The following is a 14,640-nucleotide window of genomic DNA, read 5'->3' on the forward strand; positions in this document are numbered from 1 at the left end:
AACCTCGACGCCAAGTTGCGCGGCAAGATGCGCGCCGAGCTGAAGCACATGCAGCATCAGCTCGGCATCACGACGATCTACGTGACGCACGACCAGATCGAGGCGATGACGCTGGCGCATCGCGTGGCAATCATGCGCGATGGCGTGCTGCAGCAGCTCGGCACGCCGAAGGAGGTCTACGCCGACCCGGCCAACCTGTTCGTGGCGGGCTTTATCGGTTCGCCGGGGATGAATTTTCTCTCCGCGCACTATGTACCGGGCGAAAACGGAGCGTCGGCGCGGCTGGGTGATGGCACGCTAATCGGGTTGTCACGAGACTGCGGACTTGCGGCCGATGCGCCCATCACGGTGGGAATCCGCCCCGAGCATGTCGTGCTGTCGGATGCTGACGGAGCAGGTGTCGATGCCGGGGTTGAGCTGATCGAACCGACGGGCTTCGGCACGATCCTGCATCTCACGCACCACGGACTTCCGTTCAAGGTGTTCACGATCGACCGCAGCCTCCTGAATGCGGGACCGGCGGTGAAAGTCTCCTTCCCCAGCGCGCATGTTCATGTGTTCGACAGTGAAGGCGACCGGGTGACGGCTTAAAACGGGGCGGCGCGCGTGTAAGCCTTTATCGTTTGCGGGCCACGATAAAAGGGCGGTGGTCGTCGCTTTTCGTTGCGTGGTTCTCGACGGCGAGAAGTTCGAAACCCGCATCGACAATCATCCGGCACAGTTTCGTCGTGCTGAACGCACTCACATAGGGCGCCTTGCCCAGCGCCCGCATTGCCGGCAGAAGAGCAAGCCGTATGAACGGGTTCATGTCAGCAAGGCACGGTGTCTTTGAGATGAACACCCCGCCCTTGGCAAGCATGGTGTGAATGGCGTCGAGCGTGCCTGGAAGATCGCGGACCAGATGCAGATAGTTGAAGCCGAGCACCGCGTCGCGTGGTGTGGACTGCGATGCCATTTGCTCTGCGGTCGCGTTGTGGAAGGCGAGCCCCGCAATATCCAGCTCGGTGTCTTGCTTTTCCCTGGCGATCTCGATCATTCCGGCGGAGATATCCGTTGCCAGGTAACTGCGAACATGACCGGCGAGCCGAAACGCTGTCGTGCCCGTTCCGCAGCCGAGCTCCAGCACGCGATCATCGGGTCCGATCCATGCGCGGGTCGCCTCGAGCGTGCGCGCATACCCAGCCAGATCGGCAATCGCGCCCCTTGCATATTTGCGCGAGCTGCGGTCCCAGAAACGGGCGTCATTTGTCAGGCTCATCGTGTGCGCTCCTTTTCAGGGCGGCTTAGCATATGCGTAGAAAAAGCAAATTGCCGAATTCTGCACGATCGATATACATAAATGTATGAGGGCGATTGACTGGAACCATCTTCGCGCATTTCACGCCACGGCTCAGACCGGGTCGCTGTCGGCGGCGGCACGGCAATTGGGTCTGACACAGCCCACATTGTCGCGACAGGTGCAGGCTCTCGAAGCTGATCTGGGCGTGCCGCTGTTCGAGCGCTTTGGCCGCAGGCTCGTTCTGACGCAAACGGGAGCCGATCTTCTCGAGCACATTCGCAGCATGGGAGACGCGGCGGATTCTTTCATGCTGGCTGCGAGCGGGCGGGTCGAGGACATTAGCGGACGGGTTTGCATTTCCACGACCGACACGTATTGCGCCTATATCCTCCCTCCCATTCTCGAACGGATCAGGGTGGAAGCGCCGCGGGTTTCGATTGCGCTTAATGCCACCAACGAGATCAGCAATCTGCATCGCCGGGAAGCGGACATCGCCATACGACACGCGCGGCCTGATCGACCGGGGCTTGTCGGAGAGTTTGTCTGTGAAACCGAAGCGGCCTTCTACGCGTCGGACGGCTGGATTGCCCGGAACGGGATGCCCAAAACACTGCGGGAGCTTGCCGGTGCTCATCTGATCGGTTTCGACGATACGGAACGCTTCTGCGACCATCTGAATGCAATCGGCATTCCGATGGCGGCCGGCGATTTTCGCCTTGTTTCCGATTCATCGGTGGCCATCTGGGAGATGGTCAGGCACGGGATGGGCATCGCGGCCATGCTGTGCGAAATCGCCGAACGCACTGCTGGTGTGAAAAGGCTATTGCCGCAGATGCCGCCGATCTCGGTTCCGGTCTGGCTCGTCAGTCATCAGGAACTGCAATCGACGCCGCGCATCCGTCTGGTGCAGCGCATTCTGGCTGAGGAATTGGCACGGCTTTCGGATCGCTGAATGGGCCGAATGGCGCTGTGCTCGGATCGGGAGCGGTCGTAGGGCCGCTCCCGACGGAGCTATGGCCTATAGCCCGAAGGTTACCAGGCCGCGTTCATCGATCGCCCAGGCAGGGTTCCAGGCGATTTCCCAGGCGTGATCGTCGGGATCGGTGACATATCCGCGAAATCCGCCATGGGGCGGTGCGTCGGCGGGGCGTATTATGGTTCCGCCCGCCTTTGCGAGACGCTCCATCAACGGAGCGACGTCGTCTTTCTCTTCGACATTGTGCGCGAGCGAGAAAGCGCCGGGTTGAAGCAGGCCCGCGCGGTTCATGTCGGTTTCCAGCGATGCTTTGAGAAATGTGCCGAGCATGAAGCCGTTCATCTGGTAGAATACGATTTGGGCATTCTCGTACACCGGCGTCCAGCCAAAGCCGTCGACGTAAAACCGTCGGGATCGATCAAGATCGGAAATACCAAGGGTGATAACGGAAATCTGCTGTTGCATACCAAGACCTCTCTGTTCACCGATGCACCATTGCGCCGGTGTTGAAGGTCATGGGACTCATCGCAGATACGAAGGCCAGGACCCGCTTGTGCGGGGATCGGGCTAACCGCACCGACCTCTCCTTTTTAGACGCCGAAGGGGTAACAAACGCCGGCTCGTCATTCAACATCGATGTGTACAATGGACCGTGTGCGAAGGGGAATGATCGGTTTCGTGGGAGCAGCTTTCGCGTTCATCCGCGGTTCGAGCAGAAAAACGTCAACGTCTGACCAACGCACGGTTTTGGTTCGGAAGTGGATCGATGATCCCCACATGCGGCGAAGCATCGATGTCAGGATTGTCATCGATGCTTATGAGAGATGCGGCTGACGCGTTCGGCAAGAGATAATTGTCAAACCAGATATGGGGAAGGCGGTCCGCCTCCGCTATCCAGTCCGCAATCCAGGAATAAGCCAGAAGCGTCTCCATCCAACACCGGGTTTCGGGATGGTTTCGCAAGTCTACATCGTGGCGGTAAAGCCGGATGACTGTCGGCGTGTGCATGAAGTCGGCAAGAGAAATGTCTTCGAAAAGAAATGGGCCACCGCTGTCAGCCAGGCAAGCTTCATAGCAATCCAGCAGACGACGGCATTCGGTTTGCTCCTCCGTGCTCAATGCGCGCTTGAAAGGGTAAAAAGCGCTTTCGAAGCTGATGCGGTGGCAGATGGATGACAGACCTGTGTGCTGCCAGGCCACCAGTGCGCGCGCATGCGCTCTGGTCTCGGGGTCGCGCGGCAGAAGTCTGCCGCCGCTTACATCGTTGGCGAATTCCATGATTGCATTGGAATCGAAGATCACCGTCCGTCCCGTATCGAGCACGGGAACGCAGGCGGGGGGAGAAATATTGCCAATACGCGCCAGGTTTATGAAACGCTGCGGGCGGCGAATGTCGACCACCACCTCCTCGAATGGATATTCGGCTGCTTTTAATGCGAGCCAGGCCCGCATGGCCCAGCTCGAAGCATTTTTCGTTCCGGAATAGAAAATCGGTGTTGCCATGAAGATGCTCGCTGTTGCTACTGAAAAAGTAGTATACTATGAAATTGATAGTTATCAACGGTAGCCCGAGTTCCATTTCCTGAGTGCGCGAATACGCGGTCGAGAGCCGGTGACCCATCCGTCGATCCAGTTGGAGAGTGATTGACGATGAACGATGAAAGTTGTGGGAGGTAAGGGGGAAGGCTTGTACGCTTTCCGGTCGTTGCAGATCGGTTTTCCACCCTGAAAGCACAAAAGCCGCGGATGACCGCGGCTTTTTGCGTTTCGGAAACTGGAGCGGGCGATGAGATTCGAACTCACGACCCCAACCTTGGCAAGGTTGTGCTCTACCCCTGAGCTACGCCCGCTCGGCTCGTCGCTTCCGACGGCGCGCTTATAGTCTGATCTCGCGGCGGAATGCAACAGGAAATCGACAGCGTTGTTGCGCTTTTTCCAAAACCGTTTGCGCCTGCGGGGATGCCCGGATGCGCCAGCGCGTTCCTGTTGCGACCGGGGCTTGCGTTTGCGGGCCGCGTGTGGCTACCACATTTGCCGACGTTCATTCATCCCAAGAGGTTCAATCGTGCCGAAATCTCCTGAAGCGCTGCTCGATTACCTGCGAACCCTCGGCATCGAGGCGGAAACCCACCGGCATCCGGCACTTTTCACCGTGTCCGATTCGCAGTCTCTCAGGGGCGAAATTCCGGGTGCGCACACGAAAAACCTCTTCCTCAAGGACAAGAAAGACAACTTCTTTCTCGTTACCGTTGATGAAGAGGCGCAACTGGATCTCAAAACGATCCATCACAAGATCGGAGCGGCCAGCCGCGTTTCTTTTGGCAAGCCGGAGAAACTCATGGAATTTCTCGGCGTGGAGCCGGGTTCGGTCACCGTATTCGGCCTCGTCAATGACGACCGGCATCACGTGACTGTGGTGCTCGACGCCGATTTGATGGAAAATGAGACCATCAACGCACATCCACTCACAAACGAGGCGACGACCTCTATTCGACGTGGGGACCTGATGCGATTTCTCGAAGCGGTTGCGCATGAACCGCTCGTCTTGAAAGTGACCGACTGATCGCCACATTTGGGGCGACGAAACGTATTCTGACGGCCGGCGGCGCATACCCTATGCCAAGTATCGGACCGCAAGCAGGGAAGGGGCTCTTATGACGAACGGCGACAATCCATACGGAAAGCCCGGCGACTATGGTGCCGGCGACACGCAGTACACGACGAATGTGGATTTTGGCGGTGGAGCGGCGGCCGCTCCTGCGGCGCCGGCATCCCAGGGCTTTTCCCTTTCCGAAGAGCCGCAGATGCCCGCGGGCGATCTGATTAAGGAAACGACAACGGCGAACTTTCCGGCCGACGTTATCCAGGAATCCCGCAATCAGCCGGTTCTGGTCGATTTCTGGGCACCCTGGTGCGGCCCGTGCAAGCAGCTCACGCCCATTATCGAAAACGCGGTGCGCGCGGCGGGCGGCAAGGTGAAGCTGGTCAAAATGAATATCGACGAGCATCCGGCCATCGCCGGGCAACTCGGCGTACAGTCGATTCCCGCCGTGTTCGCCTTCAAGGACGGTCAGCCGGTGGACGGCTTCATGGGTGCATTGCCGGAAAGCCAGGTCAAGGCGTTCATCGACAAGCTGACGGCCGATGCCGGCGGCGACGAAATCGCCGGGGCCCTCGAAGCAGCCGGCGAGGCCGTCGCCAATGGCGATCAGCAAATGGCGGCCCAAATCTATTCGGCCGTTCTTCAGCGCGATCCGGAGAATGTGGATGCCATTGGCGGCCTTGCCGACCTGCTTTTCGAGGCTGGCCAGAAAGAGCAGGCCCTGCAAATCCTGGCCCAGGCTCCGGAAAAGCATAAGGATGCGGCCCCGATCGCCGCCGTTCAGGCAAAGATGGCGCTTGCAGAGCAGGTCGCCGACCTTGGGGACAGCGCGGCGCTGGAAGAGCGACTTGCCGCCGATCCCAATGACCACCAGGCGCGGTTCGATCTCGCCCTTTTGCAGAACGCGAAGGGCGATCGTTCGGCGGCGGCGGAAAACCTGCTGGCTATCGTGCGGAGCGATCGCGAATGGCAGGAGGATGGCGCGCGTGCGCAACTTCTCAAATTCTTTGAGGCCTGGGGTGCAACGGATCCGGCGACGCTGGCGGCGCGGCGCAAGCTGTCCTCCCTTCTGTTTTCCTGAGGCTTTCGATTATTTGCCTATTGGCAAGACTGCTCCAGATATCGGGTAAACATCGGGAGACGTCATGTGAAGGCAGGCAATTCCTCGTATCGCAGCGGCCGTGATATCGACAGTGCGATCCCCGTGTTTCCGCTGTCGGCGGCCCTGCTCTTGCCAGGTGGGCGATTACCGCTGAACATTTTCGAACCGCGCTATCTCGCGATGACGGATTATGCGCTTTCCGGCAAGCGGCTGATCGGCATGGTGCAGCCGCGCCTCGACGGCTCGAAACGCCCCGATGGCGAGCCCGAACTGTGCGATGTCGGCTGTGTCGGACGGTTGGGTTCCGTCTCCGAAACGGGCGATGGTCGTTATCTCATAACATTGATCGGTATTTGCCGCTTCAGGGTGCTGGAAGAACTTAAGGTCAGGACGCCGTTCCGCCAGTGTCGAATTCTGCCCTTCGAGAGCGATCTCCACGATGAGCTGGAAGAGCAGAACGTGGATCGCACGGCCCTTCTGAAGGCATTTCGCGCTTATCTCGATGCCAACAATCTGGAGGCGGACTGGGACAGTGTCTATCAGGCCGAGGATGCAAGTCTGGTCAATGCGCTATCGATGATGGTGCCTTACGGGCCGGCTGAAAAGCAGGCGCTTCTAGAAGCCCCGGACCTCAAGACACGGGCCGATACGCTGATTGCCATTACCGAGATCGTGTTGGCGCAAGGCGGTGGCGAGGCGGGGCATCGTCTGCAATAGATTTTCCGAAAGGTGCGCGATGACTGCCGGAGAAGACAATTTGAAGGATGCGTCGTTGGACAGAAAGCTGCTCGAGCTTCTCGTCTGCCCGTTGACCAAGGGGCCGCTGCGCTGGGATGCGCAAAACCGCGAATTGATCTCGAAGAGCGCCAAGCTTGCTTACCCGGTGCGCGACGGCATTCCCATCATGCTGCCCTCGGAGGCGCGGCCGCTCGACTGAGGCCGCGTCAGGCATCTCTACTCGCGAAAGCTCTCGCGTGGGGCTGCTGCCTGTCTTCCGCGTGCCGCGCGCAGCGTGGGCAGAGCGAGCATCAGGAGAACGAAGGCGCCCGTTGCGAGCTTCAGGTCGGGCGGGGGCATGCCCGCGGCCAGACACAAAGACACGAGTTGGTAGTAGACCATCGCTCCGGCAAACGGGGCGAGCAATTGCCGCCACACCGTCGCCTTGCCGACGATTGCCTCACCGATCATCAGCGCTGCCAGGCCGTTGATGAGGATGCCGAGGCCCATATTGACGTCGGCGAAGCCCTGCGACTGCACCATGAGCGCGCCGCTGAAGGCGGAGAACGCACCCGCAAGCCCAATGCCGCCGATGGTCGCCGCCCACACATTGATGCCTTGCGCTTCCGCCATCACCGGATTGGCGCCGACGGCCCGCACCGCGGTGCCCTTCTCCGTCGTGAAGAAGAAGTTGAGCGCCAGGAAAATGGCAAGCGTGATGACGCCCACGGCAATGATCTTGGCGAGCGGGAAGCCCGGCTGCACGAACGGCACCCAGTCAAAGATGGTCTCCGTTCCGAACACCGAAAGGTTCGAGCGACCCATGATGCGCAGATTCACGCTGTAAAGCATGGTCATGACCAGAATGCCGGCCAGAAGCGTGTGGATGCGGAAGCGCAGATGGATGAAAGCGGTGCAGCAGCCGGCAATGAAGCCTGTGAGCAGTGCCAGACCTATGGCTGCGAGCGGCCCGAGACCGGCGGCGAGCGCGACCCCGCAAACGCAACCGCCGAGCGGAAACGCGCCTTCGCTCGTCAGGTCGGGAAAGCTCAGCATGCGGAAGGGGATCATGATGCCGGCGACGACGAAGCCGAGAATAAGGCTTTGTGCCAGTGTCACGGGTATGAGCGCGACGAAGCTCGTCAGCGTGGTTTGCAGAAAGTCGATCATCGGAACGTCAGCTCGCGAGCAACATGCGGTCGGTCTTGGTGGCGAAATGGCCGATGAGGTCGGCCACGGTTACATCGGCCTTTTCCTCGTCGCCGATTTGCAGGTGCACATGACCGGCATCGAGCATAATGACCCGATGGCCATAGTCTACGGCGTGTTGCATGTTGTGTGTCACCATCAGCGTGGTGAGCTTGAGCGCTTCCACCGCGCGCACGGTCGCCTCCATGACGATGTCGGCGGTGCGCGGGTCGAGGGCTGCGGTGTGCTCGTCGAGCAACAGGAGATCGGGCGAGCCGCCCACCGCCATGATGAGCGAGAGCGACTGGCGCTGGCCGCCCGAGAGGAGATCCACTCGGGTGTTGAGCCGTTCTTCGAGCCCGAGGCCCAGAATGGCGAGCCTGTCGCGGTAGTCCGCAAGTCTTCTCGCATTGAGCCCATGGCGCAGGGTGCGCGTCTTGCTGCGCAGTTCGGCCAACAGCATGTTTTCGGCCACGGTCATGCTGGCGGCAGTGCCCAGCATCGGGTCTTGGAACACGCGAGCGATACGGGTTGCGCGCTTGTGCACGGGCAGCCCCGTTATATCGTCGCCATTGATGAGTATTTGGCCTGAATCGAGCGCGAGAGACCCCGAAACGGCATTGAGCATACTGCTCTTGCCTGCTCCGTTGGAACCGATGACGACGCCGAATTCGCCGGTGTTGAGTGTGAGGTCGAGCCCGCTGAGGGCAACCTTTTCGTCGGGTTGCCCCCGGTAGAACACTTTGCGTGCGGCACGGATTTCCAGCACCGGCACCTCCCTTGACAGCAACCCGGCATCTCAAGAAAGACGCCGGGTCTTTTCTTTTGCCGTATCAGTCTACGATGCAATCGCAGTCGGCGAATTCTTCTGGAATATCCAACCCGAACGCCGCCATGGCTTTCTTCGAAATGCGCGGCGCGTGGTCCTCATAGGCCGGATTCACCGGCGGGATCGTTTTGGGATCCTTGCCGTCGAGAATCTGCAGTGCGATCTTGCCCGCGTTAAGGCCGACCTGCTGATAGTTCACGGCAAAGCTTGCCGGCACCACGCCGTCCGACACGGCACCGTCGTCGGAGTTGATGATCGGAATCCCCGCCTGTCGCGCGGCCGCTGACACCGCAGCGATGGCCGGTTGGAGCAGGTTGGAGGCGGGCGTGTAGATGACGTCGGCCTTGCCGGCCAGCGATGCGATGCGCTGCTGGATGTCGTTCACATTGTCGACGCCCACGGACACGACCTCGAAACCGGCGTCGGGTGCGGCGGCCTGAACCTTTTCGAGCAGCGCCACGTCATTGGCTTCGCCGGGATTGTAGGGCTGGCCGAGACGGCTCGCCTCCGGCACAAGCTTTTTGGCGAATTCCATTACCGCGGCAACGTCCTGCAAGTCGGTTGCTCCGGTCATGCCTTCGTCGCCTGCCTCCCACGATGGGACGAGCTTGGCGGCCACCGGATCGGTGACGGCGGAAAAGACGATCGGGATGCCGGAGCCGGCGAGCGCTTTCTTGGCGATTTGCGAAACCGGCGTCGTGACCGTGTACATCAGTGCCGGACCTTCCGCCTGCAATTTGGCGATCATCTGCGGCACGAGCGAGGCGTCGAAATTGGTGTGGCTTTCCGAATAGACGACGTCCGTGCCTTCCTCGTAACCGCCGGCGGCCAATGCATCCTTGAAACCCTGGATCGCGGTGTTGAGCTGCGGGTGTTCGCCGAAATTGGCGATGCCGATGCGGATCGGCTCGGCCGTTGCCGTACCGAGGCCCAGCGCAACCGTACCGGCGGCCGCGATGCCGCGCAGCCATAAGCGTGTCTTTGCAGTCATGTCATTCCTCCCAAGGGCCCGAAGGCCTGCAAGATGGGACCGGCCTTAAAGGTCGCGCCCATGCCATACAACAAACCAGAGATTGCCCGGTAAACCGCTGCAATCCATGCGCGGATGGCGCTTCGCATGCCGTATGCGTTCCCTCCCCATCCGTTTGGAACGGCCATCATATCGCCGGCGCATCGCCTGTCAAATGCTATATATAATCGTTGAACACTCCTTAAATTATATATACTTTTGTTCCAAGGAGGAATGGTCTTGCATCACTCGGTCCTGGACGACGAAGAACCGCTAACGAAAACGGAAGCGGCCTATAACAGGCTTCGGCGCGACATTCTCGCGACGCGGCTCATGCCGGGCGCGCCGCTGCGAATTGCAGCCTTGAGCGACGCTTATGGATTCGGCTGGACGCCATTGCGCGAGGCGCTCTCGCGGTTGGAGGCGGAACGGCTTGTCACCGCCGAAAGCAATCGCGGTTTCGCTGTTGCGCCCGTATCGCGCGCCGAACTGGAAGACCTTTCCAAGGCCCGGCTTGCCATCGAGACGGCGCTGCTCGAAGAATCTATCCGCAAGGGTGATGCCGATTGGGAAGCGTCCGTCGTCACAGCCCATTATCGGCTGTCACGCTGCCAGATCCCGGCAGAGGGCCTGTCCGACGAGGCGCTGCATGACTGGGTGGACAAGCATCAGGCTTTTCACGAGGCGTTGCTCTCGGCGGCCGACGCGACTTGGCTCAAGCACTTCTACGCCCAGATATGGGGGCAGCTATGCCGGCATCATATCTTTCTCACCGTCACGCCGACGCTGCGTGCGGCCGCTGGCGCGGAGGATGGCTATGAGGCCGCGATCGAGGCGCTCAGCACGGCCATGTCTCTTGACCAGCATACCCAACTCATGGAGCTTGCGCTGGACCGGAACCTGGAGGGAGCGCTTGCATTGATGAAGGCGCATGTGGGGCTGACCGTCGACGTTTTCACGCTTGCCGATCTCGACGGCGCGACCGATGGAGCGAGCGGAACGCAGAGATGAGCGCATCCGGGTTGCGCAGTATTCTCGCAGCCGGGTTTGCCATTGCCGTATTGTTTACGGCCGGTGGCGAGGCTTTTGCGCATGCTTCTGAACGTGGCCATGTCCTGCTCCTGCCGACCGATTATTATCTCTTCGGCGGGATGCTTGCCGTCGCCCTCAGCTTTCTGGTGCTCGTTTTTCTGCCTGCCGGTGGACTTGAGCGGCTCTCGGCGCGACGGATTACACTTATGCCGATGCCCGTGGACGGCCGCGCGGCCGTCAGCATTCTCTCGTTTTTTGTGCTTGTCGGCCTTTTGACCGCTGGCGTATTCGGGAGTCGCGATCCGCTTTCCAACCCTCTGCCGCTGGTCGTCTGGACGCTGCTCTGGGTTGGTTTGACCATTCTTCAGGGCGTTTTCGGCAACCTCTGGGCGTGGTTCAATCCCTGGTACGGTCCCTGGAGGCTTCTTGTTCGCGCCGGTGTGCCGGAAGCCGGTTTCTGGCGCCTTCCGGACAGTGTTGGTGCGTGGCCCGCTTGTCTGTTGTTGTACGGTTTTGCCTGGTTCGAACTCGTCTATCTTGCGCCGGACGATCCCGAACGGCTGGCATTTGTCGTCGCGGCTTACTGGCTGCTCTCCTTTTCTGGGATAATCGTGTTCGGCTACAAGAGTTGGATCCGGCGCGCCGAATTCCTGTCGCTGTTCTTTTTCATGCTGTCACGTCTTTCGCTTTTCAGCCTGGAGCGTGGCCAGCGGCAGCGATCTCTCGTCCTCGGTTTGCCAGGGTACAAGCTGCAAGAATCGGTCTGTCTGCCTTTCTCCGGAATCGCTTTTCTGCTTCTGGCGCTTAGCTCGGTTTCCTTCGATGGTTTCATGCGGACTTTCTTCTGGCTCGATCTGATCGGTATCAATCCGCTGGAATTTCCGGGGCGTTCCGCAGTTGCCGGTGCAAACACGTTCGGCCTTCTTCTCATGTTCGCACTGCTGTTCGCGGTATTCATCGGCGCTGTTGCGCTCGGCGGGCGTCTGGCGCGTGACGAGGCCTTTCTCCGGCCGGCGGGGCTGCTTGCCTGGTCGATCATTCCGATCGCGCTCGCCTATCATTTTTCTCACTACCTGGTCGTGCTCATCATCAACGGACAGTACGCGCTCGCGGCGATCTCCGACCCTCTTGTTCGTGGCTGGAACCTTTTTGGAACCGCTGGCATGCATGTTCAGGCCGGCGCGACGCTCGGCGCGCGTTCCGCCTGGCTGATATGGAACGCCCAGGCATTTGCCATCATCGGCGGGCACGTCCTGGCCGTCATCTTGTCGCATCTGACCGCCTATCGGCATTTCGGCTCCGAACGTTCGGCGAGCATCAGCCAGATCCCACTTGCGATTCTGATGGTTGGCTACACCGTTTTTGGTCTGTGGTTGCTGTCCGCGCCGACCGCCGGTTGAAGAAACTTGAAAAACTCGGATTGAGATTTCTTGATCTTCGGTCTGCCGCGTTCGACATTCCGATAGTCCCGTTATTCTTAGTAACTCTTTGTTTCTTCGTCGCTTTGTCCCCGGCGGACAATTCCGCCGCGCCTCAAAATGCTATACAAGACAGGCGCATTTCCCTTGGGGCATGTCCTGTTGCCAAGGGATTGGATTGGTGATTTAGTTTGTACACAAGTGATTTTTCCAACGCTGGAAAATGCTTCCAACCGTTGGAAATGCTCGGTCAAACGATCACAACAATGGGGAACCGGCATGAGTGAAAATCGCAAGTCTCTGATCAGTTTAAACAGCGGCCTCACCCGCAGATCCGCGCTCAAGGGGCTCGGGGCCGCAGCGGGTCTCATGGCTGCACCCGGCTTCGTGCGCTATGGTCAGGCACAGTCTTCGGAGCCTATCAAGATCGGTTTCCAGTGCCATCGCACCGGCATCGGAGCTGCTTATGGCCGGTGGTATGAGCGGGTGACGACGGCTGCCGCGAAGCGGATCAACGATGCCGGTGGCATCAATGGGCGTCCGCTGGAGATCATCATCGAGGATGATGGTACCGATCCCAAGCGCGGTGCGGAAGTGATCGAGAAGTTCGCCAACCAGCACAAGGTCGATCTGGTTTACGGTACGTTGTTTTCCCACGTCGTCGTGGGATCCGCCCCGGCTGCGGGCGAACTGAAAGTTCCCTATTACGTGGTGAGCGAGGGCTATCACGTGGCGTCGGGCAAAATGAATCGTTACTGCGTGCAGCCGGGCATCACCGACGTGAAGGCGCAGGCCCGTTCAATGGCACCGTGGATTGCCGACAATCTCGGCAAAAAGGTTACGCTGGTGTATCCAGATTATGCGTTCGGTCACGACCACCGCGACTTTTTCACCCCGGCCATCGAGGAACAGGGCGGCGAGGTTGTCGCCAAGGTGCCGATCCCGCCGACGGAGACCTCTTTCACCCGTTATTTCCCACAGATTCCGCGCGACACGGATGTGATCTACCATGTGATGGTGGGACCGGCCGTTCTGACCTTCGTCAAGGAGATGGGTGAATTCTTCGGTTCCGGCGGACCTCAGCTTTTCGGCTTTATCGACTCGCTCGAGGCGGTCGACATTGCGAGCCCGGGCCTGGAATTCCTTGAAGGAAGCCATTTCTGGGAAGGTATGCCACGCTATGCCCAGCAGGATCAGCCGGACTATGTGACGGCCTATCGTGAGGCCGTGGGCATCGACGAGAATGGTGCCAGCGTCAACGACGCCAAGGACGTGTCCACCGCAGCGCATATGTTCGGCTGCTGGGAGACGCTCAACATCATCAAGGCATCCATGGAGGCGTGCGACTACAAGGGGCCGGATGATCGTGCCGCGGTGATCGAGGCGACCGAGGCCATGGGCGAGATGGCGGCCGGTCCGGACCATCCGCAGGGCAAGAAGCTGTTCAACGGCAAGATCCACCAGGTTTTCGGCGAACAAAGCATCAGCCAGGTGGCGGATGGAAAGCTCAAGGTTGTCCACCGTACCTCCATTGAGGACGGGACTTACGAGCCTGAGGCCGACTACACGGCGATGTCGTTCTAAGGTGTCAGGACGGGCGCTGTTCGCCCTTCAACCTCGCTCTCTCTCTCCATTCGCGGGAGAGAGCGCGTCAACGTTGCGGCTTCCTCTTGGGAGGGGTCGGAACCGTCGGCGGCATCTCTTTTGCTCCTTTCGTGAAAGTGCGTTTGTGAATGGCCTTCGGTCCGTATTTTCTCCTTGCCACGCTTGAAGGATTGGTGACGGCGGCGGTGCTCGCGCTGATGGCGCTCGGCCTCTCGCTGGTGTTCGGCGTCATGCGGGTGGTGAACGTCGCCCATGGCGAATTCTACATGCTTGGCGCGGTGCTCGCCTGGTGGTTCGCATCCCTGTTCGGCGGGCATCCCGCGATCGGGTTTCTTGTGGCACTGGTCCTGAGCCCGCTCGTCGTCGCCGCCATCGCCTTCGTTGCCGAACGGCTGGTGCTGAGCCGACTGAAGTATGAGCCAGAGGCGACCATTGTCGCCACCATAGGCCTGCTCTACATCATTCAACAGCTTGCGCTAACCTTCTACGGTCCTGAGGCGCGACCGGTGGAGGCGCCGTTCCACTATCGCATGCAACTGCCATGGTTCGGCTATTCTGCCTACAAGCTGGCCGTGATCGGGTTTTCCATCATCATGATGCTGGCGACCTGGTTCGTGCTGACGCGGACCAAGATCGGACTCGTCATGCGGGCGACCCAGTTCGACCGGGAGACTGCGCAGGCTTTCGGCATACCGGTCGGGCGCGTCTATGCCGGCGTGTTTGCGCTGGGAGCGGGGCTTGCCGCTGTCGCCGCCGTGTTGATCGTGCCGATCCAGCAGGCGCATTACCTAATGGGCCACGATCCGCTGCTTCTGTCGTTCATCGTCGTGATCATCGGCGGGCTCGGTTCGCTTCGCGGTACGGTTCTGGCGGCGGTTCTGAT

Annotated in this window: 16 protein-coding genes and 1 tRNA gene; 10 read left to right on the forward strand and 7 right to left on the reverse strand. The window is 60.0% G+C overall.

From position 1 onward, the window contains the following. The coding region (locus tag QZ638_RS17130; protein WP_295813028.1) for an ABC transporter ATP-binding protein at positions 1-591 on the forward strand (591 nt) is incomplete at its 5' end. Positions 592-616: 25 nt separating this feature from the next. Here QZ638_RS17130 and QZ638_RS17135 read toward each other — a convergent pair. Beyond that, a complete protein-coding gene (locus QZ638_RS17135) occupies positions 617-1,258 on the reverse strand; it encodes a class I SAM-dependent methyltransferase (RefSeq protein WP_295813030.1) in 642 nt (213 codons plus the stop codon). 85 nt (positions 1,259-1,343) lie between these two features. Between QZ638_RS17135 and QZ638_RS17140 the strand changes: the two genes are divergently transcribed. Further along, positions 1,344-2,231 (forward strand): LysR family transcriptional regulator, encoded by an 888-nt coding sequence (locus QZ638_RS17140; RefSeq protein ID WP_295813031.1) that lies wholly within the window; start codon positions 1,344-1,346, stop codon positions 2,229-2,231. Positions 2,232-2,297: 66 nt separating this feature from the next. Here the strand turns inward: QZ638_RS17140 and QZ638_RS17145 are convergent, their stop codons facing one another. The 3 genes from QZ638_RS17145 to QZ638_RS17155 all read right to left on the reverse strand — a co-directional run bounded on the left by QZ638_RS17145 (position 2,298) and on the right by QZ638_RS17155 (position 4,105). Continuing rightward, entirely contained in the window at positions 2,298-2,720 is a 423-nt protein-coding gene (locus QZ638_RS17145) for a VOC family protein (RefSeq protein ID WP_295813033.1), read from the reverse strand. 258 nt (positions 2,721-2,978) lie between these two features. Further along, the gene (locus tag QZ638_RS17150; RefSeq protein ID WP_295813036.1) at positions 2,979-3,758 is read right to left on the reverse strand and encodes a glutathione S-transferase family protein; all 780 of its coding nucleotides are present in this window, start codon (positions 3,756-3,758) and stop codon (positions 2,979-2,981) included. Between the two features lie 272 nt (positions 3,759-4,030). Continuing rightward, positions 4,031-4,105 (reverse strand) — tRNA-Gly (locus tag QZ638_RS17155). 215 nt (positions 4,106-4,320) lie between these two features. Between QZ638_RS17155 and QZ638_RS17160 the strand changes: the two genes are divergently transcribed. The 4 genes from QZ638_RS17160 to QZ638_RS17175 all read left to right on the forward strand — a co-directional run bounded on the left by QZ638_RS17160 (position 4,321) and on the right by QZ638_RS17175 (position 6,896). Further along, positions 4,321-4,818 carry a prolyl-tRNA synthetase associated domain-containing protein gene (locus tag QZ638_RS17160; protein WP_295813038.1) on the forward strand — a complete coding sequence of 166 codons (498 nt, stop codon included), beginning with the start codon at positions 4,321-4,323 and terminating at the stop codon, positions 4,816-4,818. 91 nt (positions 4,819-4,909) lie between these two features. Further along, the gene (gene trxA / locus QZ638_RS17165) at positions 4,910-5,938 is read left to right on the forward strand and encodes a thioredoxin (protein ID WP_295813040.1); all 1,029 of its coding nucleotides are present in this window, start codon (positions 4,910-4,912) and stop codon (positions 5,936-5,938) included. Between the two features lie 66 nt (positions 5,939-6,004). After that, entirely contained in the window at positions 6,005-6,676 is a 672-nt protein-coding gene (locus QZ638_RS17170; RefSeq protein WP_295813041.1) for an LON peptidase substrate-binding domain-containing protein, read from the forward strand. A gap of 19 nt (positions 6,677-6,695) precedes the next feature. Beyond that, positions 6,696-6,896, forward strand: coding sequence for a Trm112 family protein (locus QZ638_RS17175; protein ID WP_295813042.1), 201 nt, complete (start codon positions 6,696-6,698; stop codon positions 6,894-6,896). Positions 6,897-6,913: 17 nt separating this feature from the next. Here QZ638_RS17175 and QZ638_RS17180 read toward each other — a convergent pair whose 3' ends face one another. From QZ638_RS17180 to QZ638_RS17190, 3 genes are all read right to left on the reverse strand, one after another. Continuing rightward, positions 6,914-7,843 (reverse strand): ABC transporter permease, encoded by a 930-nt coding sequence (locus tag QZ638_RS17180; RefSeq protein ID WP_295813057.1) that lies wholly within the window; start codon positions 7,841-7,843, stop codon positions 6,914-6,916. A 10-nt stretch (positions 7,844-7,853) separates the two neighbouring features. Beyond that, on the reverse strand, positions 7,854-8,633 hold the full coding sequence (locus QZ638_RS17185; RefSeq protein ID WP_295813044.1) for an ABC transporter ATP-binding protein: 780 nt from the start codon (positions 8,631-8,633) through the stop codon (positions 7,854-7,856). Between the two features lie 64 nt (positions 8,634-8,697). Beyond that, positions 8,698-9,684: an ABC transporter substrate-binding protein gene (locus QZ638_RS17190; RefSeq protein ID WP_295813046.1), complete on the reverse strand. Its 987-nt coding sequence runs from the start codon at positions 9,682-9,684 to the stop codon at positions 8,698-8,700. A gap of 258 nt (positions 9,685-9,942) precedes the next feature. On the opposite strand from QZ638_RS17190, the gene QZ638_RS17195 reads away from it, so the two are divergent. The 4 genes from QZ638_RS17195 to QZ638_RS17210 all read left to right on the forward strand — a co-directional run. Then, complete coding sequence (locus QZ638_RS17195; RefSeq protein ID WP_295813048.1) at positions 9,943-10,713, forward strand: GntR family transcriptional regulator; 771 nt, start codon at positions 9,943-9,945, stop codon at positions 10,711-10,713. Then, positions 10,710-12,134, forward strand: coding sequence for a hypothetical protein (locus tag QZ638_RS17200; protein ID WP_295813051.1), 1,425 nt, complete (start codon positions 10,710-10,712; stop codon positions 12,132-12,134). Before QZ638_RS17195 ends, QZ638_RS17200 begins: the two co-directional genes overlap by 4 nt. 297 nt (positions 12,135-12,431) lie before the next feature. Continuing rightward, positions 12,432-13,736 carry an ABC transporter substrate-binding protein gene (locus QZ638_RS17205; RefSeq protein WP_295813053.1) on the forward strand — a complete coding sequence of 435 codons (1,305 nt, stop codon included), beginning with the start codon at positions 12,432-12,434 and terminating at the stop codon, positions 13,734-13,736. Between the two features lie 149 nt (positions 13,737-13,885). Then, positions 13,886-14,640 (forward strand): branched-chain amino acid ABC transporter permease (locus QZ638_RS17210; RefSeq protein ID WP_295813055.1); only part of this gene is annotated, 755 nt, incomplete at its 3' end.

The organism is uncultured Nitratireductor sp., from assembly GCF_913053745.1.
Taxonomy (GTDB): Bacteria; Pseudomonadota; Alphaproteobacteria; order Rhizobiales; family Rhizobiaceae; genus Nitratireductor.